Raw genomic sequence first — 22,252 nt, forward strand, 5'->3', positions numbered from 1 at the left:
CTTTTCCTTATTTAGTCACGAATACCTAATGCGATTTTTGCCATGCGTGACATACGTTCTTTCGTCCACGGTGGATTCCATACAACATTTACTTCTATTTCATTTACTTCAGGTACGTTCGTTGATAATACTTTTTTAACGTCGGATACGATTTGGCCAGCCATTGGACAACCGATAGAAGTCATTGTCATTGTAATGACAGCATTATTATTGTCATCTGCTGTAACGTCATAAACTAATCCAAGATTAATAATATCAACACCTAATTCAGGGTCGATAACAGCTTCTAAGTTCGCATATAACTTTTCTTCAAATGCTTGTTGTGACATGTGTAGCACCCCCTACATATTAATGATATCGATTCTCATTATAATGGATATATGTATAATGTGCAGGAAATGAGCTCAAAAAAATATTCCTCTTGGAAGAGGAATATTTTAAAAAAGCTATTCAGTTTTAAAATGAGATACGAGTTCATCTAATTCTTCAACCGTTTGTTTCATTTGTTTTGCAGTTAGGGTCATTTCATTCATAACAATAACTTTCTGTGCAGCGGATTGTGCTGTAACGGCAGTCTCACTTGAAACTTCATTAGAAATTGAAGTGATGCTATTGAGTGAAGCATTCATTTCTTCAGCACTTGCAGCCATTTCTTCAGCAGTTGCTGATATGTCTTGAATTTGGGTAGACACCTTATTCACTTGTCCAACAATTGTTGTGAAGGAAGAGCCTGCTTCACGAATGACGTTAATACCTTCAAATGCTTCAGAACGCCCTTGAGACATCATAGAGCTAGCAGTTTCAGTATCATTTTGAATTTGGTGCAGCAATTGGTTAATATCTGTTGCAGCTGTTTTTGATTGTTCAGCAAGTTTACGAACTTCATCAGCTACAACAGCAAATCCTTTTCCTTGTTCACCGGCACGAGCAGCTTCAATAGAAGCATTTAAAGCAAGTAGATTTGTTTGTTCAGCAATATTAGAAATAGATTGTACAGCTGTATCAATATATTTTGTATGAGTGATTAGACGTTCGACTACTTCGGATGTAGCATTCACAGCTTCGTGTATCGTTGTCATTTGTGAAATGGATTTTTGGATTACAGTACTTCCGTCGTTAGCATGTTCATATGTAGCTACAGCGAGTTCAGCTACAGACGAAGCTGATTCTGCAATACGCTGAACACTTATTGCCATATCATCCATTGCAGTCGAGCTTTCTTCCATACTAGAAGTTTGCGATTGAATGCTTGCATTTAAATTGGACATCGAGCTTTGAACCTTTATTGTCGCATCACGTGACGTGTTAGTTTTTTCTAACATATTTTCAGAAGCATTTTGTACTTCCACAGAAGTTTTTTGAACACGATTAATGATGTGCTGTAGGTTTTCTAACATTTTATTAAATGATGTTGCAATTGCGCCGATTTCATCATTGCTATTTACTTGTAGGCGAGCTGTTAGGTCACCCTCTTGAGAAGACAACTCTTTTAGTTTAGTATCAATTTGCTGAATTGGTTTTACAAGTTTACCAGAGAACCACCACGCAAGAATAATTGCAACGACAATACATATAACAAGTGATAAGAATACAACGTATTCAATTAGCAGTGAAGATTGATCAATTTTTTCAATGGATTGTTCACGTAACTTAGCTTGTTCGTTACTATAGTTTGTAAAATCACCAATAACTTTATAAACCGTACCATTTTCTTTAGAAGCAACCTGTAATGCTTCTTCCCATTTTTGTTCTTTCGCAAGAGTAACAACTTTATCATCAATAAATTGTCTCCATGTAGAGCCTAATTGCATTGTATCTTTTACTGGCTGAGAAATATTAGGATTAGAAAGAAGCTTATCTTTTGAATCCTCAAGACGTTTACTCATTTCGTGAAATTTGTCTAATTCGGCCTGATCATGTTGTAGTAAATAACCTCTTAAAGCAGAGAGCTGTACTTGATAAGCATCTCCACGCTCTTTCAATTCTGTTGCAAGAGGAGAAATTTCTTTTTGTAATGCTTCAGCTTTACGAGATTGGTCAATAGCAAAAAATAAAATAAAAGCTAAAGCAATCCCGAATAAAGCACAAATCGTTCCCATCATGAACATAAGTTTTTTTCTGATACTTACAAAATTCATATGATAAAAAGCCTCCTTTGTGAAATCTTAGTATTAGAATTAATTAATGTTAAAAATTGAAAGAAAGCTTTACTCCATCTGGAATAAAGCTTTCTTCTTTCCTTTAGGAATTATAGCAGACAGAGTGGGAGAGAGAAAGATATATTTAAAAGTAAAAAAGAGGGGCTAAAAAAAGAAATTCCTCTTTTTTACTTTTAGCCCGCTATTTGCGGGCAGTAAAACTCCCCACTGATTAAAGTTTCACTTTATGTATTTGTTTTGAAATGAGAAACGAGAACTTCAAGTTCTTGTACTGCAGTTTTCATTTCTGATGACTTTGTAGCAATGTCTTTCATTACATCTACTTGGCCACCAGCTGAATGTGCTGTCTGTGATGTTTCAGCGGCAACTTCGTTTGAAATAGAAGCGATATTATTTAAAGCTGCATTCATTTCCTCAGAACTTGCGGCCATTTCTTCAGCAGTTGCAGACATTTCTTGCATCTGTGTAGAGACTTTATTAATGTGGTTAACAATTGCTGAGAATGAAGAGCCAGCCGTACGAATGACTGTGATTCCTTGTGAAGCTTCTGATTGACCTTGTGTCATCATTTCATTAGCTATTTTTGTATCCTCTTGAATTTGATGAAGTAAATGGTTAATCTCGGTTGCGGCTAGTTTAGATTGTTCCGCAAGTTTACGAACTTCATCAGCGACAACAGCGAATCCTTTACCATGTTCACCAGCGCGGGCGGCTTCAATAGAAGCGTTTAAAGCAAGTAGATTCGTTTGTTCTGCAACGTTAGAAATGGATTGAAGAGCAGTATCAATATGGTTTGTATGTGTAATGAGTCGCTCTACCACTTGCGATGTAGCGTTAACAGCGTCATTGATTGTATTCATCTGTGTAATAGATTTTTCAATTACTTTACTACCATCATCTGCTTTTTCTGAAGTTGTAACAGCTAAGCTAGCAACAGAAGAGGCAGATTCTGCAATGCGCTGAACACTTGTTGCCATATCATCCATTGCCGTTGAGCTTTCTTCGATGCTAGACACTTGTGAACGAATATTATGATCAAGAGCATTCATAGTCTCTTGGATTTGTGCGGTAGTGTCCATAGACGCAGTTGTTTCGATAAACATATTTTCTGAAGCTTCTTTTACACTTGTTGATGTTTGTTGAACTTGCTTTATTATACGTTGTAAGTTAGCGAGCATTTGATTAAAGGAATGTGCAATATCACCGATTTCATCTTTACTAGTTACATTCAATCTAGCAGTCAAATCACCATCTTGAGAAGCTAATTCTTTTAATTTCGCATCAATTTGTCGAATAGGTTTAACGAGTTTACCAGAGAACCACCATGCTAATAAAATAGAAGTTAGTGTGCATGTAATGAGTGAGAAGAAAATAATATATTGGATAAGAGATGAAGAAGATTGAACTTCAGCAATTAATGTATCACGCTTTTCATTCTCTTCATTTGTATATTTAGTAAATCGACTTAAAAGGTCATTTACGTAATCTGTTTGAGCTAAAGCGATTTTGGATGCTTCGTCCCATTTCCCTTCACTTGCAAGGGGGAGAACCTCATTGTCTATGACGCTTCGCCATTTCGCGCCCATTAAAATGGCCTCTTTCATTCCTTCAGGGAGTTTTTTATCACTCGTTACTTTTTCTCTTGTATCAGCTAATTTCTTTCCTTCCCGGTTGAATTTATCTAATCCTTTTTGATCGTGCGATAGTAAATATTCTTGTAAGCCAGCAACTTGTGCTTGGAACCAATCACCGCGTTCTTTTAAAATGGTTGCTCTTTTTGATACATCATTTTTTAATGTTTCGATTTCACTTGCTTGGCTCATGGCGAACGAAAGAATAACAATAAGAGCAATGCTAAATAAAGAAGAAATGCTTAAGAGTGTGAACAGAAGTTTTTTTCGAATACTAATATATTTCATCGTTACCCCTCCCTTTTTTTTTTAAAAAACTGTTTATTATGTTTTATAAATATTGAAACAAAATTAATAAAAACATTATTATGAAGTTATTAATCTGTTCAGTGAAAATTATAGCAGATAATGGAAGGAGGCAAATTGATATGAGTAAATGTTCTTAAAATGTATACATTTGTATATCAAAAAATTCATAAATAAAAACCAGAAAGGCTATTGTAATTTGAAATGACATCCTGTATACTTCTAATTAGTTGATAACGATTATCACTATCAACTGAACATTACTCTTCGTTATGTTGGTCATACCCCTTTTTGACGACGTAAGTCAGAGACGAATGTTGAAATATCTTGTGTCCTATTCTACAGAATTATGGTAATCTCCAACCTCAACTTATATGCGTAAGCATGCAAAAAAGGATCCTATCCGTGAAGGGATCCTTTTTTGCATGTTGTCGCAATTAATGTATATAGAGCGGGTATACGCTCTTCAATTCCTTCGGGTGCAGTAGAAGGGAAGACCCACTTTTGATGAGATCCGTGTTCTTCAATCAATTTTTCAACCTTGAAATTTGTTTCTGCCATTGCTGTAATTACTTCTCCTAGTGTCCAGCGCCTAATTTTTGTTCTCGGTAAAGCGTATTTCTGTGATTCCGTAAGGAGAGTACTATAAGCTACGTCATCTTCAATAAGTTCCTCATCGAAATAATTTCCATTTGCTCGAAATGATGGATGATCTACTCCTAATAATTTTGTATAAACGGGATGATAGTCACGCAGTATAAATGTCCCATCTTGTTTTAGTAAGTGAGAGATTATATGAAAGAGTGGCTTTAAGTCTAAAAAGTAATGGAGCACGCCAAGTTCCAGTAACACGATATCAAATGATTGGGATAGATTTAAATCTAGTACATCGGAAATGATATATTGAATAGAGACTCCAGCAGCTTCTGCTAGTTCATTCGCATATTTCGCATTACTTGCTGAAATGTCTACAACTGTTACATCGGCTCCTAAAAGAGCAAGAGCAACTGCTTTATTTCCTTTTGATCCGAGTAAATTAATAATACGCTTTCCTTTTGGCGATTGTATGTAGGGTAAATAATAAGATACTTCATGAACAGGATCTTGCATGAGTTTTTTTGCATATTCTGTCGGTGTGCCGTGACGATTCGTCCAAGCTTCATAGGCAGCTGCATTCCAGCTTCTTTCATTAATAGTACTTAGTTGCTTTTGATTCAATCTTATCACTCCTTTTGTGAACGTATAGTTATTCGGTGGGTGAGTAGAATTTCCTGTTCTTTTTTGAATTAAAGTTTGATTTTTCTGTTGTTAAGTCGTAAAATACGTTTTATACATAAAAGCGTTGAAAAGGAAAAGTAGAATGGAACCATTCTTTCCAGAGAGCTTCGGTAGCTGAGAAGAAGCAAGAATATTCATTTGAACAATGGCCTTTGAGCTTCGTCCTGAACTTATCAAATGATAATAGTAGGCGGCGACGAGAGTTGGTACTCGTTATCAAAACCACAGTATACGAGCATGAATTGCTCCGTACTTGTTAAGGTTAGTTATGCGAATGACTGACGAAATAAGGTGGTACCGCGACTGTTTATAAAGCCCCGCCCTTATCTTTTTTAAGATAAGGGCGGGGCTTTTTATATTTTAAAGGAGGAATATAAGATGAGTATTTTTATTGGAGGCGCTTGGCCGTATGCAAATGGTTCGTTACACCTTGGACACATTGCTAGTTTGCTACCAGGAGATATTTTAGCACGTTATTATAGGGCGAAAGGTGAGCATGTGTTGTATGTTTCAGGAAGTGATTGCAATGGAACACCGATTACAATTAGAGCAAAACAAGAAGGTGTGACGGTGAAAGAAATTGCTGATAAGTATCACGAAGAGTTTGAGAGATGTTTTCGTAGCCTTGGTTTTACTTATGATTGCTATACACGTACAGATAGTGAGCATCATCATGAAACTGTTCAAAAAGTCTTTTTGCGACTATTAGAAGAAGGTTATATTTATAAAAAAGTAGTTGAACAAGCTTATTGCGAAACGTGTACGCAATTTTTACCGGATCGATATGTAGAAGGTATTTGTCCGCATTGTCATGAAGCAGCAAGGGGCGATCAATGCGATGCTTGTTCCGCTATTTTAGATCCACTCGATTTGTTAGAAAAGAAATGTAAGTTATGTGGTAGTACGCCATCGGTACAGGAAACAGAGCATTTCTATTTTGCATTGCATAAATTTCAACAACAAATTAAAGCGGCTGTAGAAGTTGCAAAGCAGAAAGGAACATGGCGCGACAATGCAATTCAATTAACAGAGAGATATTTAAAGGAAGGATTACAAGATAGGGCAGTGTCACGTGATTTACCAATTGGGGTACCAATTCCGGTGGAAGGATATGATGATAAGAAAATTTACGTATGGATTGAAGCGGTAACAGGATATTATTCAGCGAGTAAACACTGGGCTGAAGAAACAGAGAAAACTGATCAAGAGTTTTGGGATAGAGATGCGAAAACATATTATGTACATGGTAAGGATAATATTCCGTTTCATTCAATCATTTGGCCAGCGGTATTACTTGGAATAGGAGAAGAAGCGATCCCGCGTCATATCGTTTCGAATGAGTATTTAACGGTAGAAAAAAGAAAGTTATCGACAAGTAAAAACTGGGCAGTATGGGTACCAGATATATTGGAACGCTATAATCCAGATTCTATTCGTTACTTTTTAACAGTAAATGCACCAGAAAATCGTGATACTGATTTTTCATGGCGTGAATTCATTTACAGTCATAATAGTGAACTATTAGGTGCATACGGGAACTTTGTGAATCGGACGTTGAAGTTCATTGAAAAGTATTATGATGGTATTGTGCCAAAAGCAAATATTAATATAGAGCTGAGAGATAAGGTAGAAGGATTATATAAAAGTGTAGGAGAGACGATCGAACAAACTAAATTTAAGGTGGCGTTAGAAACAATATTTGATGCAGTACGTTTTGCAAATAAATACTTTGATGAAAAGCAGCCTTGGAAACAAAGAGAAGAGGACCCAGTTTCATGTGAGGAAACAATTTATAATTGTGTTTACCTGATAGCAAACTTTGCACAACTGCTTGAACCATTTTTACCGTTTTCAAGTGAAAGAGTTAGAAATACATTATCGAGTGTTAAAGTAAATTGGGAACCTCAAAATACGTTGCCAAACCGAATTGATAATGTGCAGCCATTATTTGAGCGAATCGATGTAAAACAAATTGAATATGAGGTAGAGAAGTTATATGGAGCGATAAAGTGAAATATAAGGAAAAGACCTTTCAAATAAATGAAAGGTCTTTTGTTATGCTGTATAACCCTCTTTCTTATCTTTCAAAAAGAAAAGCACAGCAAGGATTACGAGAATAATAGCCGCAATATCATATGTTATTTTGAAGGTAGTATTAAAGTTTAACATATCGTAACTTTATTCACAGTTATATACAAGTCGATGTTTTCACGCACTATGCACACGATTATGTTTTTTTTCTTTCCTAGCAGTAAGTAGTTGCGGTGTAAAAATACCGAGTAATATAACCACAATCCCAATCCACTGCATTAGCGATACAACTTCATGAACAAGCGTAATAGAAGCGATAATTGCTGTTGGTAATTCAGCTGCACCTAATATTGTACCAAGTCCCGTTCCGACTTTTGGTACCCCAATTGAAAAACAAATGACAGGTATAATAACCCCGAACAGTCCAAGGAAGAAAGCATATTTCCATAGGCCTGCTTGTAAGGCACCATCTGTTAAAAAGGTAGGCGGGAAAAATAAGCATACAATAAGAGTAGCACTCGTTGTCATAAGAAAGCTTTTCGTATAAGGCGGAACATCTGTAGCAACGCGCCCGCTTACAAATACATATAATGAGAAAGAGACGGCAGCTAATAGTCCGAAGATAATACCTTTCGTAGAAAAGTTTTGTCCAAGACCTTCAAATACTCCACCAGCAAACAATGTACCAGTAAATAAAATAATAATAGATATAACTTTCTCACGGCTTGGGAATGTTCGGTTGGCAATCGCTTCGATGACTACACCAATCCAAGTGAACTGAAAGAGTAAAACGACAGCGATAGAGGCTGGCAGTTCTTCTACAGAAATAGCATAGAAAATACCTGTCATACTCATTGTTGTGCCGACTGTTAGTAACGAAAAGAATTGTTTTTTTGATACTTTATGACGTGAAAAGAAAAGAACGAGTAAAAGTAGTCCAATCCATCCGAAGACATATTGTCCTCCTAGTAGTTGGTGTGATGAAAATCCGTCGATGAATCCGAGTTTAAAAATAGTTGAAAGTACGCCGTAGCTACAAGCACCGAGTAAAACGAGTAGTGAATACTTAAACTTCTCCATAAAAATCCTCCTTTTAAATAATAAAAAACGCCCGCTATCCAAATAAGGATAACGGGCGAACGAAACAGAGTAAGATACTCTACAAAATTCCGCCATTCATACGAAGTATGAATTTGGGGTATGAAATTAGAGTAGGTTTTACATTGCTTTTGGGAATACAATGGAGCATTTTACACCTTGAGGTGTGTTTTGTATTCCATAAGGAAACTGATGTTTATCTAATATTTGTTTTACAATATATAACCCAAGACCACTACCTTGTACTAAGCCATGTTTGTCAGGATTTGCGCGATAGAATGGTTCAAATAAATGGGCAAGTTTATCTTCATCAATTTGAGAACCTGTATTTAATACTTCTAATGCGTAACCGTTTGGCTTTTCATAAAGTTTTATATATACATGCTGATGGTCAATTGTATAATGAATTGCATTTGAAATAATGTTAAAAATAGCAGTTTGCATAAATTTAGGATCAGCTAAAATTTGTACATCTTGTTTAATGTTAGATTGAACATTTAATTGTTTTACAGATACAAAATAATCTACTTTCTTTATAACGTCCTCAATAATATTAGTTAATGAGATAACTTTTAAATTTGGTTTAAATTGAGGGTTTTGTATTTTGGATAATTCTGACACCTTTTCCGTTAATATGTTAATATCTTGCATCATCTCATATGAACGTTTTAAATATTTATCTCTATCTTTATAAGCGCCAATTCCGTGAATCATGCCATCGAGTTGTCCCATAACGGCTGCGATTGGTGTTTTTAATTCATGGGATATCATAGACATAAATTCTTTACGAGATTGTTCTAACTGTTGTTCCTTCTTGAGTTCATTTCTTAAATCTTGATTGCTTTCATGTAAATTTTTCACAATAGTAGGTACTTGTGAGGCAGCTACTTGCAAATTAAAATCTGTTTGATCTGTATTTTTGTTCAGTGCTTTTTTATCTGAGAAATCAAGATTCATAATATCTTTTAAAGCATCGCTCATATATCGGAAAGGTTTGGCGATTATTTTTGCGTAGATTAAAGATCCAAGCAGAGATAATGCAAGCATTGTCGCCCCAATATGTGGAGCTAACTGCTGCAACACATCTGTTAACTTTGGATTATCATGTGTATCATTTGCTTTACTTGCTGCATTTTGTGTATGTAAGGCATCATTGTTAGTAACTTGCTTTTCCGCTTCTGTAAGTGAAGACGTTGTGTTACTTTTCCCCGGAATATTTTGTGCATGTTCTTTTGCTTTTGCAGTTTGGCTAGGCTGCAAAAGATGATTGATGGCTGTAGAGAGTGTTTTCATGTCTATTTGAGAAGATTGAAAATTAGAGATGCTACGCTCTGACACAGCTTTATTTTGCTTTGTTTTACTTTGGTCGTTTTGTTTGTCTGATTCCGCTTGTTCCACAGTTTGCGTTTCAGAAGCTTTCAAACGATCTTTATCGTAATTTGAGGCTAGAAAATAAATAATTTGATAAAGACAAAGTGATAACAGAATACAAAATAATAAGGTTTTGATGAATATATTTTTGGTGATGTTGTCTTTGCTACGACTCGATTTTGTAGCCAATGCCTTTCACCGTTTTAATATAAGGAATTTCTAATTTTTTTCGTAAGTTTTTAATATGTGTATCTATAACCCTCACATCACCATAATGTTCATAGCCCCATACCTTATTCAACAAATCACTTCTTGATAGTACTTTTCCCCGATTTTGCAGTAAAGTATATATAATTTCAAATTCTTTTGTAGTCAATTCAATTTGATTACCATGAACATAAGCGGCATATGCTGTAGAATTTAACATCAATTCATGGAATTGTAGTATAGTTGCAGCTTCTGCTTCCTTTGTTGCTGCCCTTCTTAATACAGCTTCTACACGTTTTATAAATACGGTGTAATGGAACGGTTTTGTAATATAGTCATCAATACCTAACTCAAATCCTTTAATTTCACTTTCTTCATTATGTAAGCCTGTTAACATAATGATTGGTACATCAGATTGTCCTCGCATAATTTTACAAATACTATAGCCATCTATATCTGGTAACATTACATCGAGGAGGACAAGATCGTATGAATTTTTTTGGAAAAGAAGAATGCCTTCTGTTCCAGCACCAACTACATCAACAGTAAAGTTTTGTGCCATTAGAAATTCACGAATAAGTTCTTGTATATCTGGGTTGTCTTCAATCACCAGTATATGCGTCATAGTAACACCTCCTAAATAACGCTTTTTACTGCAATATTCGAATTCATCATTTTTTGGATGACTCAGATTGTTTATACATATAATAAGCCCCCGCTATAAAATAGTAATGAAAGTAGCAAGGGGGATTGTTTAGTGTCACTGAATAGTTCAGAATTACAGTAGTTCTATTATAGTATGTATTGTAAAATTTATAAAATATTATAACTGTATAATTTTAATATCCATGTTTATCAATGTTACGATGATGTTGAATGCAATCTATTTTTATTATATATGTAAATACAGTTGTTTTGCTACTGTAAATGAATAAATAAAATAAGCCAAGACATAAAATTCTTGGCTACACGTAAATCTTGTTCTTAGGCTAATTTACAGTGACAGTAGCTTGCTGCTGAACGCGCTCAAATAACCAGTGAATATCATTGTTAAACATACGAATACAACCAAGTGTTGTTGCTTTCCCGATTGCTTGATTATTGTTAGTTCCATGAATCGCATACGTTGTTCCGTAAGTTCCTGCCATATTTAATCCGAGCCAGCGGTCCCCAAGTGGATTACGTGGATCGCCGCCTTTAATTTTTCCTGTATAGTAAGGACGGTTTTTAATTTTATTTACGATTTGAAAAGTACCCTTAGGTGTTGGTGTTGCTGCTTTTCCAGTAGCGACAGTGAAACTTTTTATGAATTTTCCATCTTGATAATAATCCATTTTATTTATTTGTGTGTTTACGATAAGCTGATCTTTCGTCGTAGCTGCTTCTGCAGTAGTGAATGGAAGAGTTAAAAATCCTAATGATAATAGCGCACTTAATAATAGTTTTTTCATTATATTCTCCTTTTACTTATTGTAGTAGTCTTACATACAATGAATTTGTAATCCTCGTAATGCTTGATTGACATTTTCATCTAATGTTTCAAAGAAGGTAGTAATCTTTGTATTGCATTTGTTGTTTTTATCAATAAGTAATCTTTCATTTAATAAAAGCTCACCATGTAGTCCAAAACTTTGAACTCGAATATTTAGTTCATCTTCAGTTTCAGAAATAATCGGTAAGAAATAGTGAAAAGCTTTCGTTGGAATGATGTAGCTTTTGCCAATCATGCTTTCTTGATTTGAATTAACCCATTTTCTCGTGACGATCTTAATGTTCTTTTTTGAAACGATAAAAGACAGCGTTGTAGATTTTGTTAAACTTACGTCAAATTCATTTGTTTCACATATTTGTAAATTAAAAACGGTTTCATTTTGATGAGATTCAACATTCGTATTAATAAAATCGTGCATTTTATAAGCTTCCATTTCTTATTCACCCTTTTTTCAATTTCGAAAAGCGACTTATATTTATTCAGTTTAATGTTTAGTCATATATTAGCTAAATTTTTCAACAAATTCCGATATAATCTTACAATACGTATATGAAGCTAATATGAAGTTCATATGAGTTTGTGGTGGTTTTTTATAGAGAACAAAATAAGGTGGTTTTCGAGTGTTAAAAACTGGATGAAAAATGTATATTAATGGATTTCCTTCGCGTGATATATAGTTGTTAGCTTGTTTTTAAATGCTAATAGATATAAGTAAATAGAGAACAAAAAACTTTAGTGTGAGCCTTACAAAAATGTAATAAAAATGTAAGCTATTGTGATAGTTATTTCGACAATTTTTTTATACAATAATAGTAACAAGTTGTACGTGAATGAAAGGGGAGATGACATGGAATGGGTTCATGAATTATTTCAGCAATACGGGTATTATGTAGTACTTGTAGGCTTGCTGTTAGAATATATTGCACTTCCGTTTCCGGGAGAGCCAACATTAGCATATGCGGGATTTTTAGCACAGAAGGGTGATCTAAGTTTACCTATTTTAATTATCCTATCCTTTATTGGGACAAGTGTAGGAATGACAATCCAATACTTTTTAGGAAATAAGCTTGGTATGCCTTTTGTTCAAAAATACGGGAAGTACGTATTTTTAACACAAAAAAAAATTGATTTAACGAGAATGTGGTTCGATAAGTATGGATATTTTCTAATCTTTATCGGTTTCTTCATTCCTGGTGTACGTCATTTTACAGGATACTTTGCAGGTATCATTAACTTACCATTCAGGCGCTTTGCGATTACAATTTATTCAGGTGCTTTATTCTGGGTATCGTTCTTCTTAATCGGTGGTTACTGGTTAGGTGGCAACTTACAGGATATTTTTGGATTACTGGGAGATCATATCGGAAAAATCATTTTCGGAGCTATTGTCATTGTGGCAATTACGTTAGGTATTCGTTTCCGCAAACAACTAAAACGAGTATTTTTACAAAACGCAAGTTAATATGGAATCCATTCTATGTCAGATTTTAGGGAGGCAGTGCAAAAGCACTGCCTTTTTTATTGTATCCCGCATTAACGGGCAGTAAGACCCCCTGCCTCAAAATTCAGCGAAATCAAAGAAGTTAGGTGGGGGATCAACTGCCCGTAAAGGCCCGATTGGTTCAACTAATAATCAGTGGGGATGAAGAAAACCCCCACTGATTAAAGTTTCACTTTATTAAATTCACTAGAAAAGCCAGTGCTATAACCTTGGTAGGTGCTATTTTCAGTAATAAGGAAGTTTACGTTGACCTCAATTATGTAGTTCTTGAAGATTATTATATACGTTATGTCTAGTATAATATATATTCATTTTTGACATGTATCTACGTCAAAATGACAATTATAATTGACAAAGATAAGGATATTATTTACAATTTTAATTAAATAAATGAAAAAGAGGGAAGACATGAAGCTTCAAAATCGAGTGAGGGAATTGCGAGCAAAGCATCGTTTATCACAAGGGGATTTAGGGAAAGCGATTGGCTCATCACGGCAAACCATTAGTTTAATTGAGCGCGGAGATTATGCGCCGTCTATTGTGTTATCGCTAAAAATCGCACAAATTTTTGGAGCGCCGGTGGAGGAGATATTTATGTTGGTGGAGGGGGAAGAGGACGATGAAGAGTAGAGAGAAGGGGAAAATGGCAGCTATATTTAAACTGTTGGTAGGAGCAGTATTTGGCGGGTTTATAGGGTATGTAGTAGGAGATATTGCAACAGAGGATACTAGTAAAATATCTCCCGTTATTAGCATTGTTACGATGAGTGTATTTGGCGCAATAGCTATATATTATATTTGGAAGCGTACAAGAGCGCTCGCACAAACGAAAGATGAAGAAGAGAATGTTAAGGGACGAAAATTAGGAATAGCACTTATTTATCTTCGAGTAATGGAAATTGTTATTCCATCATGGTTTGTTTGCTCAGTGATTGCTTTTTACCGAACGTATACAGGTGAGGGGAACTTGTTTTTTGTTAGTGTAAGTATTGTGGCATCTACAGTGTGTTTGATTGCTATAACTTGGCTAGGGTTTGTAATGAGGAAAAAGTATAACAATCTATATCCAGAACAGAGTGTCACGTATTCTCAGTCAATGGAAATGTGGGCAAAGAATGCAGATGAAGGGCAAAAGCAGATCGTCCATGAAGCAGGATATAAAGCGTACCAATATACAAACATGACACTTGTTTGTGCATGGTTTGCAGCGATTGCGTATGCACTTTTAGATGGAAAAGATTTCTTTATGGTCATTATGATTTCGTTTGTTTGGGTATTACACGTTGGAACATATATGTACGAAATGCATAAAAAAATGATTTATTAAGGGGAGAGAAACGGTGGACATTTTAAGAAGACCTGCTTTTTCATTATTCGCTGCCTTCGTTTTCTCCGCTTTATACGGATTCATTCGAATAGAAAAAGTACAGCAAATTATAGAAATATGGGCCTTTTTCGGGATTGCATTGCTAGTGTTAGCTATTCATGAATTAGGGCATGTAATATGTGGTTTGATAGTCGGTTTGAAATTTAAGTTTATGACAGTAGGACCAATTACTGTTCAAAAAGAAAAGGGGAAAATACGAATTCGAGAAAATAAAATATGGATGTATGTTGGTGGCGTTGCAATGTTAGTGCCGCCTTCCACACATACACCGAACCTTTCAAGAAAATGGGCATGGATGACTTTAAGTGGACCATTAACGAGTTTCGTATTTGGCATTGTATCAGGTTACATATATATGGTGAGTTATTACCACATGCTTTTATACTTTTCAGTGTTACATCTTGCAATCTTTGTCGTCACAGCAATTCCAATAAAGGGAACGCTACTAAGCGATGGCATGCAATTTCTCATTTTAATTAAAGATGATGAAAAGGCTAGAGAGCATTTATACACGATTCAAGTATCGAGTGAGTTATTTAGTTACAAAAGACCGGAAGATTGGGATGAGAGATTAATAGAACTTAGTGAGGGGAAATTAAAAGAGGATAAAAGTATAAGCGAGATAATGAGTGGACTTATGCTTGTCTTTTATGCCCGATCTGATCAAGAGGGAATGGAAAAAGCGATAGTGCATTTAGAGAAAATTGTGCAGTTACCTGTGACAAAAGAGAATAAATATTTTGTTGGTAGTTTTCATAGTTGGTATCTTTTATATAGAGTACTGTATCAAAAGGAAGGTCTTTCTCTGCAAGAAGCGAAGAATCATGCAAAGGCCATTACAAGGCTAGACTTACATGGGTATTACCGCGCGCAAGGAATTATCAAATATTTAGAGCAAGACATAGAAGCATTCCATATTTATATGAAGAAAGCAGACAAAGAGTTGAAGAACGCTGAGAAGAGTGAAATGGGATATTTACAACTAGAAAGAGTGTGGTTTGAGCAGTTGAAGAAGAGGGTATCTTACGATGGGTGAGGTATCCTCTTTTCTATATGTAATCTTATGCCGTTCCGTAAAAAGCTTGGGGCGAGTAAAATGAGGTAAGAAGAACAAAGCTTGGAGGAATTATATATGGAAATCTTAACGATTATTTTGCTAGTCTTGCTCATTTATGCTGTTTTTAAAGTGACGTATGTAGCATTAAAGATACTTGCGATTCTTTTAGTTATCTTTTTAATCGTGGAGTTCGGTAGTAAGTTGCTTGGGGGATAGGGTATGTTGTGCTTTTGGGGTGTCGAAGGATGTCGGTAAATCGATATACTGTGTCGAACTGTCGATATAATGAAAAAATCGCCGATATAGGTGGAGAAACGGTCGATATATTTGAAAAATCGCTGAGATATTCCTGAAAGTACTAACCGGGGTATGCACAGAGAGAATAGCAAACAAAAAAGCTGGAAGAGTATCTTCCAGCTTAAGAGTTGCTTTCAATTTGTTGACCATTTTCTTCTTCGTGGTCTTGTAATAGGTTGAATACGTCTGCTAGGCAGAATGCGATAAACCAAGTCCATAGACCGTGGAAGAAAGCTGAGCTTAATTGAAGTGGTAATGTATAGTTTGTCATTGAGTAGGAAATACATCCGCCAACGATTCCGATCATTGTTAATAACATTGTTTTTTGAGCATTTTCTTCTGGATTGAAGAGGAAGAAAATGTATCCGCCTAAAATTGAAGCGCTTACAAGGGTTTCGATTCCATTAAAAATGATATTCTCTCCAAGCTCAGTGTTTGTCCAGAAACAGATTGCACCGCCGACGATGGCAAATAGGACAGCTAGTGTGTATCGTATATATTGATTCATATGTTCATCTCCTTATGTAATAAGATGATTTGGAAGTCAAAAAGGTAGGTATAGTATATTGAAGTGAATTTTAGTTGTACGTATCTTTTTATAAAAAGATCAGTGAAGAATAACTAAGATGAACGGCTTTTGGAAAACCGTTACGTGTATGGTGTCTGAAATATACCCGACTGCTCGTTTCTTTTTGCTTATAAAAATAAGAGAAACTTCCAAGTCTATATACTCTTTTTTGTAAGTCTGCTTTCATTATAACACATTTAGGGGCACAATTATAGAATTATCTGATTTTGTAATAAGTGTAAAAATTAAAAAGCGCAAGGAATTATAGTTCCTTGCGCTTTTTTATATACGTTTGAAACGGCCGACAATTTCAACTGTTTCAGTAATGTTCATAAATGCTTTATTATCCACTTGGCGGATAATACGTTTCATTTCGCCCAACTCGTAGCGAGTTACGACAGTGTAAATCATTTTTTTCTTATGGTTTGTATAGCCGCCGACAGCATCTACCATTGTTACGCCACGTATGCCGTGATGTAATAGTGAGCTTTTTATTTCCTCACCTTTTTCTGTAATTGTCATTATCGTTAATTTAATATGTTTTGTATGCACGGCATCAATTACTTTGCTGACTACAAACCGACTAATTAACGTATAAAGCGTAATATCCCATCCGAAAATAAATCCTGCTGCAACAAGTAAGAGTAAGTTGAATCCAAAGATGATTGCTCCAATTGAAACATCGCGATGTTTCGCTACAATCAATCCAACAACATCAAAACCACCTGTTGAAGAAGCAAATCGGAATATGATTCCTGAGGCAGCACCGCAGATGACACCACCGAATACAGAAGACAGTAAAATATCGTCTGAAACTTGGTGTACTGGGATAATGTTCATCGCTAAAGATGATACAGCTACAAAGTATGCCGTTAAAAAGGTTGTCTTCTTACCTAAGTAAAAGTGACTTAAAATAAGAAGCGGAATGTTTAGTAAAAAGATAAGTGCTCCGATATTGTAGTGCATTAAATAACCGATAATCATCCCTACACCAGCGAACCCACCGCTAATCATATTATGCGGGATAAAAAACATATTCATAGAAATTGCATACAAAATAGAAGCTATAAAAATAACAACTAACTGTATCATAAATTCTAAGTGAAATGTTTTAGCTGCTGGGAAGGATAAAAAGGCGGTGTCGGGAACGTAATCGGCGTCTCCTAGTTGACCCATAGTATGTTTCATCTCCATATTCATTTTTGATTACAAGAAGAGAATAAAGCTTTTTTCAAAAACTGGCAATAGTTTTATTATAATACAAAAATTTTATAACTTTCTAACAAATTAAACCTATTCAAAGATACGTGTGAATATACTAAAGAAAGCGAATACATTAGTTTTCTAGTATAATTTTTTGAGAAAATATGCAAAATTCTTTTTTGAAAATAAAAGGAAATAGAGAATGTTTGTGGAATGTGCTAAAATGACTTTATTAAGGATGTGAAGCGATGGAATTTTTATTGCAGGATGCAATTCTATATATATCGTTTGTAACGACAGCGCTTTGTGTATTAGAAGTCTTTTTTCTTGCTAACGTGTCTCGCTTTGTGCGTCAGCAAGCATCGAGCGGTAGACAGAGAGCTTTTAAACTAGTTGATACATGTGAAGAGGGTACAAGAAATGTACCGCTATTTTCTATTTTTTATAAATATGGAATGATTCGTTCTGTCCGCAGACAAGAATCGAGTGGAGAGAGTGACGAGGTAGGTCCGTATACACCAATGTTTCGCTAATTAATTACGAAACATTGGAGGAATGAACATGTTAAAATCATACCGAGCTAGGCTCATTAGTTTATCATTATTACTTGTTTTTGTTTTATCTGGCTGCAGTAATGCAGGTACAATTGATTCACATAGTACGGGAATTTGGAACCATTATTTCGTATATCCAATCTCATTTATGATTCAATTTGTTGCTCATCATATACCTGGAGCTAGCTTCGGGATTGCAATCATTATCATTACGCTTGTTGTTCGTTCAGCGATGATTCCATTAGCTGTTTCGCAATATCGTAGCCAAGCGAAAATGAAAAAAATGCAACCTGAATTACAGAAGCTGAAACAGAAATACGGTGATGTGGGTAAAGATCTTGAAAAACAAAAGCAGTATCAAAAAGAAATGTCAGAACTAATGAAATCAGGCGGTTGGAATCCGTTAGCTGGATGCTGGCCAATCTTTATACAAATGCCGATTTTCTCTGCTTTGTATTATGCGATTAGCCGAACTGAAGAGATTCGTACATCTTCATTTTTATGGGTGAACCTAGGACATGCAGATCCATATCATATATTACCGATTATCGCAGCGTTAACAACATTTATTCAAATGAAAGTGTTCCAATCAAATATAACGCCTGGAGAGCAAGTACAAATGCTGAAAATACAGCAAATTATGATGCCAGCAATGATTTTGTTTATGGGTATTGCCGCACCGTCAGGACTTGTGCTGTATTGGATTACAGGTAATTTATTTACAATGACACAAACAATTGTATTAAGAAAAATAATGGAACGTGAAGAATTACAATTACAAAAAGCTTAGAAAAAACGCCGCTCGTGATGAGCGGTGTTTTTTTGTTAAGTCGTTAAGGAAATTTTAAGAAATCAACATTACTATTGGCATTGTATACGAAAGTGTACATGCTTTAGAAATATGAAGGAGGAAATTTCCTATGAAGAAAAAAACAGTTGGATATTTAGCAATTGCAGGTGCTTTATCATTTGGAATTATAGGAGGAGTCTGCATACCAGCGTTTGCGGCAACTAATACTCCAGCAGCTGAGCAAGTTACAAAAGGAACTGCAAAGAAGAATTTAGATGAGGCTACAAAACAAAAAGTAAAAACGATTATGGACGATACAAAGAAACAGTTAGAGGAACTAGGTGTGAAATTCCCAGAGAAGGGTAAGCACAAGGACATGTTTGCAGGATTAGATGATCAGGCGAAAGAAAAAGCGAAGTCAATTTTAGAGCAAGAGAAGTCTGGAGCATTAACACGTGAGCAAGCAAAAGAGGAATTAACAAAACTAGGTGTGAAATCCCCAGAGAAGGGTAAGCACAAAGAAATGTTTGCAGGATTAGATGATCAGGCGAAAGAAAAAGCGAAGTCAATTTTAGAGCAAGAGAAGTCTGGAGCATTAACACGTGAGCAAGCAAAAGAGGAATTAACAAAACTAGGTGTGAAATCCCCAGAGAAGGGTAAGCACAAAGAAATGTTTGCAGGATTAGATGATCAGGCGAAAGAAAAAGCGAAGTCAATTTTAGAGCAAGGGAAGTCTGGAGCATTAACACGTGAGCAAGCGAAGGAGAAGTTGAAAGAGTTAGGCGTAAACCTCCCAGAGAAGGGTAAGCATGGTGATATGTTTGCGAACTTAGATGAGGCGACGAAAGAAAAAGCGAAGTCAATTTTAGAGCAAGAAAAGTCTGGAGCATTAACACGTGAGCAAGCGAAGGAGAAGTTGAAAGAGTTAGGCGTAAACCTCCCAGAGAAGGGTAAGCACAAGGAAATGTTTGCGGGATTAGATGATCAGGCGAAAGAAAAAGCGAAGTCGATTTTAGAGCAAGGGAAGTCTGGAACATTAACACGTGAGCAAGTGAAAGAGAAGTTGAAAGAGTTAGGCGTAAACCTCCCAGAGAAAGAGAAGCATGAAGACATCTTTACGGGATTAGATGAAGCGACAAAAGAAAAAGCGAAAGCGATTCTAGAAAATGAAAAGAAACAATTAGCGGAACTAAATGTTGATCTTCCAAATCATAAAGTGAAACTTTAATCAGTGGTGCATTTCCACTGATTATTAGCCTTCACCAATCGGGCTTTTACGGGCAGTTAATCTTCCACCTTCAACCCTGTATTTGCTGAATTTTGAGGTGGGAGTTTTACTGCCCGTTAATGCGGGATAAATTTTTTATGAAAAATGAAGATAAATAATTGAACTATGTCGTATCTTTCGTGTGGGCAACCGAAAGATGCATATGTGAGGAGGCTGTCTTTGGAACAGCTTCCTCTTATTATGTAGGTTGCTATCGTTGTCGTTTTTTGTTGGGAAGTCGATATAATTTCATTTATCACCTCACGTTGTTCACTAGAGAGCAAATTAGAGAAAAATGGTAACTTCTGTTATAATATAAGGAGAGAAATATTTCTTATGTTATATAAAAAAATATATTGATTTTTTCTAACAATTCAATATAATGGGAAATAACTACAAAATTCGACATCAAGAAGTGATGATGAGGATATGATCAATTTTTTACGATTCTCAGAGAGGGAAGCCTTTGGCTGTGAGCTTCCTAATACGGGAAAATCGATTACCACCTCTGAACTGCAGCAGTGAACGGATATCTAGTAATTGCTTGCCGGCAAAAACCGTTATTTAGACTTGAGAAATTGGTGAAGTGTGTCACTTTACTAATTGAAACAAGGGTGGAACCACGAATACAACACTCGTCCCTTTTTTAGGGAGGAGTGTTTTTTTATTTCATTTTTGCATCACACTAGAATTGGAAGGAGGATACGCAGCATGCATCATGATGAGAAAAACAAAATTGGTTTAACAGTAGCACTTTCTATCGTAGTAGGAACTATTATTGGGTCTGGTGTGTTTATGAAACCAGGGAGCGTATTAGATTACTCAGGAAGTTCTAATATGGCTATTTTTGCTTGGGTAATTGGCGGTCTGTTGACGTTAGCAAGTGGTTTGACAGTAGCCGAAATTGGAGCGCAAATTCCGAAAAATGGTGGGTTGTATACGTATTTAGAGGAGATTTACGGAAGTTTTTGGGGGTATTTATCTGGCTGGATGCAAACAATTGTTTATGGACCAGCTATTATTGGAACGTTAGGTTTGTATTTTAGTTCTTTAATGATCAATTTTTTCTATTTAGATAAAGTCTGGAATTTACCAATCGCAATTGGAACAGTTGTGTTCCTAGGCGTTATAAATAGTTTGGGAACAAAATATGGGGGCATCGTCCAAACGGTTACGACAGTTGGGAAGATGATTCCGATTATATTAATTGTTGTGCTAGGGTTTTGGAAAGGGAATAGTGATATCTTCAACGTAGTTGTACCGATATCAGAAAATCAAAGTATCGGGATGGCAATTTTAGCGACTTTATTTGCTTATGATGGTTGGATTTTACTTGCTTCTATTGGCGGAGAAATGAAGAACCCAACAAAGTTATTACCGAAGGCAATGACAGTTGGTATTTTAATTGTAACTGCTGCTTACGTATTAATTAACTTAGCGTTATTAAATGTATTACCAGCAACGAAAATTGTGGACCTTGGAGAAAATGCAACAGCGACAGCTGCAGGCATGTTACTTGGAGAATATGGCGGGAAAATTATTAGTATCGGTATTATCATTTCTATTTTCGGCTGTTTAAATGGGAAAATTTTAACGTTCCCACGTATTCCGATGTCGATGGCAGAGCGTGGACACCTTCCGTTTTCTAAGTTTATCGCAAAGGCACATGAGAAGTTTAAAACACCAGCGAATGCGATTACTGTTGAAATCATATTAGGAATTATTTTAATGCTTATTAGTGATCCGAATAAGCTATCTGAGATTTCCGTATTCATTATTTATATTTTCTATGTAATGACGTTTATTGGTGTCTTTATTTTAAGAAAACGTAACAAGGATAAAGAGCGTGCATATAGTGTACCGTTATTCCCGATTGTACCAATCGTTGCGATTTTAGGGTCATTGTTTGTACTTGGAAGTGCGATTATTAACGATCCGGTAAGTTGCTTCTTATCAATTGGAATTGTATTTACAGGACTTCCGGTATATTGGTACTTAAATAAGAAGAAAGAAACTGGAGTTTAATGATTGAAGGCAGGCGTATAATACGCCTGC

General features: G+C 35.6%; 21 protein-coding genes and 2 other annotated features. Of the genes, 10 read left to right on the top strand and 11 right to left on the bottom strand.

From position 1 onward, the window contains the following. Positions 1–11 precede the first annotated feature (11 nt). The 4 genes from ACE38F_RS03715 to ACE38F_RS03730 all read right to left on the bottom strand — a co-directional run bounded on the left by ACE38F_RS03715 (position 12) and on the right by ACE38F_RS03730 (position 5,314). On the bottom strand, positions 12–329 hold the full coding sequence (locus ACE38F_RS03715) for a metal-sulfur cluster assembly factor (protein WP_215554654.1): 318 nt from the start codon (positions 327–329) through the stop codon (positions 12–14). 117 nt (positions 330–446) lie between these two features. Further along, positions 447–2,138: a methyl-accepting chemotaxis protein gene (locus ACE38F_RS03720; RefSeq protein WP_375370174.1), complete on the bottom strand. Its 1,692-nt coding sequence runs from the start codon at positions 2,136–2,138 to the stop codon at positions 447–449. Positions 2,139–2,383: 245 nt separating this feature from the next. After that, positions 2,384–4,078, bottom strand: coding sequence for a methyl-accepting chemotaxis protein (locus tag ACE38F_RS03725; RefSeq protein WP_375370173.1), 1,695 nt, complete (start codon positions 4,076–4,078; stop codon positions 2,384–2,386). A 417-nt stretch (positions 4,079–4,495) separates the two neighbouring features. Beyond that, on the bottom strand, positions 4,496–5,314 hold the full coding sequence (locus tag ACE38F_RS03730; RefSeq protein ID WP_341308049.1) for a class I SAM-dependent methyltransferase: 819 nt from the start codon (positions 5,312–5,314) through the stop codon (positions 4,496–4,498). A gap of 115 nt (positions 5,315–5,429) precedes the next feature. After that, positions 5,430–5,702: a binding site (T-box leader), on the top strand. 50 nt (positions 5,703–5,752) lie between these two features. Here ACE38F_RS03730 and metG point away from each other — a divergent pair. Then, positions 5,753–7,387: a methionine--tRNA ligase gene (gene metG, locus ACE38F_RS03735; protein WP_375370172.1), complete on the top strand. Its 1,635-nt coding sequence runs from the start codon at positions 5,753–5,755 to the stop codon at positions 7,385–7,387. A 195-nt stretch (positions 7,388–7,582) separates the two neighbouring features. Here the strand turns inward: metG and ACE38F_RS03740 are convergent, their stop codons facing one another. The 5 genes from ACE38F_RS03740 to ACE38F_RS03760 form a co-directional block, all read right to left on the bottom strand. Continuing rightward, entirely contained in the window at positions 7,583–8,485 is a 903-nt protein-coding gene (locus ACE38F_RS03740; protein ID WP_375370171.1) for an EamA family transporter, read from the bottom strand. Between the two features lie 138 nt (positions 8,486–8,623). Further along, positions 8,624–10,063: a sensor histidine kinase gene (locus ACE38F_RS03745; protein ID WP_375370170.1), complete on the bottom strand. Its 1,440-nt coding sequence runs from the start codon at positions 10,061–10,063 to the stop codon at positions 8,624–8,626. After that, on the bottom strand, positions 10,041–10,706 hold the full coding sequence (locus ACE38F_RS03750; RefSeq protein WP_000148832.1) for a response regulator transcription factor: 666 nt from the start codon (positions 10,704–10,706) through the stop codon (positions 10,041–10,043). The genes ACE38F_RS03745 and ACE38F_RS03750 overlap by 23 nt, the downstream gene beginning before the upstream one ends. 364 nt (positions 10,707–11,070) lie before the next feature. Continuing rightward, positions 11,071–11,532 (bottom strand): L,D-transpeptidase, encoded by a 462-nt coding sequence (locus ACE38F_RS03755; RefSeq protein ID WP_012261946.1) that lies wholly within the window; start codon positions 11,530–11,532, stop codon positions 11,071–11,073. 30 nt (positions 11,533–11,562) lie between these two features. Further along, entirely contained in the window at positions 11,563–12,006 is a 444-nt protein-coding gene (locus tag ACE38F_RS03760; RefSeq protein WP_002034632.1) for a DUF3978 family protein, read from the bottom strand. Between the two features lie 414 nt (positions 12,007–12,420). Here ACE38F_RS03760 and ACE38F_RS03765 point away from each other — a divergent pair, with 414 nt between their 5' ends. From ACE38F_RS03765 to ACE38F_RS03785, 5 genes are all read left to right on the top strand, one after another. Continuing rightward, positions 12,421–13,035, top strand: coding sequence for a DedA family protein (locus ACE38F_RS03765; RefSeq protein ID WP_215554647.1), 615 nt, complete (start codon positions 12,421–12,423; stop codon positions 13,033–13,035). A gap of 447 nt (positions 13,036–13,482) precedes the next feature. Next, the gene (locus tag ACE38F_RS03770) at positions 13,483–13,704 is read left to right on the top strand and encodes a helix-turn-helix transcriptional regulator (RefSeq protein ID WP_375370169.1); all 222 of its coding nucleotides are present in this window, start codon (positions 13,483–13,485) and stop codon (positions 13,702–13,704) included. Continuing rightward, positions 13,694–14,401, top strand: a complete 708-nt coding sequence (locus ACE38F_RS03775) for a DUF3169 family protein (RefSeq protein ID WP_375370168.1) — start codon at positions 13,694–13,696, stop codon at positions 14,399–14,401. The genes ACE38F_RS03770 and ACE38F_RS03775 overlap by 11 nt, the downstream gene beginning before the upstream one ends. A gap of 13 nt (positions 14,402–14,414) precedes the next feature. After that, positions 14,415–15,497, top strand: a complete 1,083-nt coding sequence (locus ACE38F_RS03780) for a M50 family metallopeptidase (RefSeq protein WP_375370167.1) — start codon at positions 14,415–14,417, stop codon at positions 15,495–15,497. Positions 15,498–15,593: 96 nt separating this feature from the next. Further along, positions 15,594–15,734, top strand: a complete 141-nt coding sequence (locus ACE38F_RS03785) for a DUF3985 family protein (protein WP_341308044.1) — start codon at positions 15,594–15,596, stop codon at positions 15,732–15,734. Between the two features lie 202 nt (positions 15,735–15,936). On the opposite strand, the gene ACE38F_RS03790 is transcribed toward ACE38F_RS03785, so the two are convergent. Together ACE38F_RS03790 and ACE38F_RS03795 are read right to left on the bottom strand one after the other, a co-directional pair. Further along, on the bottom strand, positions 15,937–16,323 hold the full coding sequence (locus ACE38F_RS03790) for a DUF3938 domain-containing protein (protein WP_002112709.1): 387 nt from the start codon (positions 16,321–16,323) through the stop codon (positions 15,937–15,939). Between the two features lie 342 nt (positions 16,324–16,665). Then, a complete protein-coding gene (locus ACE38F_RS03795; protein ID WP_215554646.1) occupies positions 16,666–17,559 on the bottom strand; it encodes a YitT family protein in 894 nt (297 codons plus the stop codon). A gap of 275 nt (positions 17,560–17,834) precedes the next feature. On the opposite strand from ACE38F_RS03795, the gene ACE38F_RS03800 reads away from it, so the two are divergent. The 4 genes from ACE38F_RS03800 (at position 17,835) to ACE38F_RS03815 (ending at position 22,222) form a co-directional block, all read left to right on the top strand. Next, positions 17,835–18,119, top strand: a complete 285-nt coding sequence (locus ACE38F_RS03800; protein WP_002015967.1) for a hypothetical protein — start codon at positions 17,835–17,837, stop codon at positions 18,117–18,119. A gap of 28 nt (positions 18,120–18,147) precedes the next feature. After that, a complete protein-coding gene (locus tag ACE38F_RS03805) occupies positions 18,148–18,930 on the top strand; it encodes a membrane protein insertase YidC (RefSeq protein ID WP_002145018.1) in 783 nt (260 codons plus the stop codon). 130 nt (positions 18,931–19,060) lie between these two features. Beyond that, on the top strand, positions 19,061–20,158 hold the full coding sequence (locus ACE38F_RS03810; RefSeq protein ID WP_462782395.1) for a hypothetical protein: 1,098 nt from the start codon (positions 19,061–19,063) through the stop codon (positions 20,156–20,158). 448 nt (positions 20,159–20,606) lie between these two features. Beyond that, positions 20,607–20,843, top strand: a binding site (T-box leader). Positions 20,844–20,908: 65 nt separating this feature from the next. After that, a complete protein-coding gene (locus ACE38F_RS03815; protein WP_088079637.1) occupies positions 20,909–22,222 on the top strand; it encodes an APC family permease in 1,314 nt (437 codons plus the stop codon). Positions 22,223–22,252: the final 30 nt, after the last annotated feature.

It is taken from the genome of Bacillus altaicus, from assembly GCF_042136375.2.
Classification (GTDB): Bacteria; Bacillota; Bacilli; order Bacillales; family Bacillaceae_G; genus Bacillus_A; species Bacillus_A cereus_U.

Excerpts from the sequence above, each read along its gene's own strand:
- ACE38F_RS03715 (WP_215554654.1), bottom strand. The coding sequence starts at position 329 with ATGTCACAACAAGCATTTGAAGAAAAGTTATATGCGAACTTAGAAGCT.
- ACE38F_RS03720 (WP_375370174.1), bottom strand. The coding sequence starts at position 2,138 with ATGAATTTTGTAAGTATCAGAAAAAAACTTATGTTCATGATGGGAACG.
- ACE38F_RS03725 (WP_375370173.1), bottom strand. The coding sequence starts at position 4,078 with ATGAAATATATTAGTATTCGAAAAAAACTTCTGTTCACACTCTTAAGC.
- metG (WP_375370172.1), top strand. The coding sequence starts at position 5,753 with ATGAGTATTTTTATTGGAGGCGCTTGGCCGTATGCAAATGGTTCGTTA.
- ACE38F_RS03740 (WP_375370171.1), bottom strand. The coding sequence starts at position 8,485 with ATGGAGAAGTTTAAGTATTCACTACTCGTTTTACTCGGTGCTTGTAGC.
- ACE38F_RS03750 (WP_000148832.1), bottom strand. The coding sequence starts at position 10,706 with ATGACGCATATACTGGTGATTGAAGACAACCCAGATATACAAGAACTT.
- ACE38F_RS03755 (WP_012261946.1), bottom strand. The coding sequence starts at position 11,532 with ATGAAAAAACTATTATTAAGTGCGCTATTATCATTAGGATTTTTAACT.
- ACE38F_RS03760 (WP_002034632.1), bottom strand. The coding sequence starts at position 12,006 with ATGGAAGCTTATAAAATGCACGATTTTATTAATACGAATGTTGAATCT.
- ACE38F_RS03765 (WP_215554647.1), top strand. The coding sequence starts at position 12,421 with ATGGAATGGGTTCATGAATTATTTCAGCAATACGGGTATTATGTAGTA.
- ACE38F_RS03770 (WP_375370169.1), top strand. The coding sequence starts at position 13,483 with ATGAAGCTTCAAAATCGAGTGAGGGAATTGCGAGCAAAGCATCGTTTA.
- ACE38F_RS03775 (WP_375370168.1), top strand. The coding sequence starts at position 13,694 with ATGAAGAGTAGAGAGAAGGGGAAAATGGCAGCTATATTTAAACTGTTG.
- ACE38F_RS03785 (WP_341308044.1), top strand. The coding sequence starts at position 15,594 with ATGGAAATCTTAACGATTATTTTGCTAGTCTTGCTCATTTATGCTGTT.
- ACE38F_RS03790 (WP_002112709.1), bottom strand. The coding sequence starts at position 16,323 with ATGAATCAATATATACGATACACACTAGCTGTCCTATTTGCCATCGTC.
- ACE38F_RS03795 (WP_215554646.1), bottom strand. The coding sequence starts at position 17,559 with ATGGGTCAACTAGGAGACGCCGATTACGTTCCCGACACCGCCTTTTTA.
- ACE38F_RS03800 (WP_002015967.1), top strand. The coding sequence starts at position 17,835 with ATGGAATTTTTATTGCAGGATGCAATTCTATATATATCGTTTGTAACG.
- ACE38F_RS03805 (WP_002145018.1), top strand. The coding sequence starts at position 18,148 with ATGTTAAAATCATACCGAGCTAGGCTCATTAGTTTATCATTATTACTT.
- ACE38F_RS03810 (WP_462782395.1), top strand. The coding sequence starts at position 19,061 with ATGAAGAAAAAAACAGTTGGATATTTAGCAATTGCAGGTGCTTTATCA.
- ACE38F_RS03815 (WP_088079637.1), top strand. The coding sequence starts at position 20,909 with ATGCATCATGATGAGAAAAACAAAATTGGTTTAACAGTAGCACTTTCT.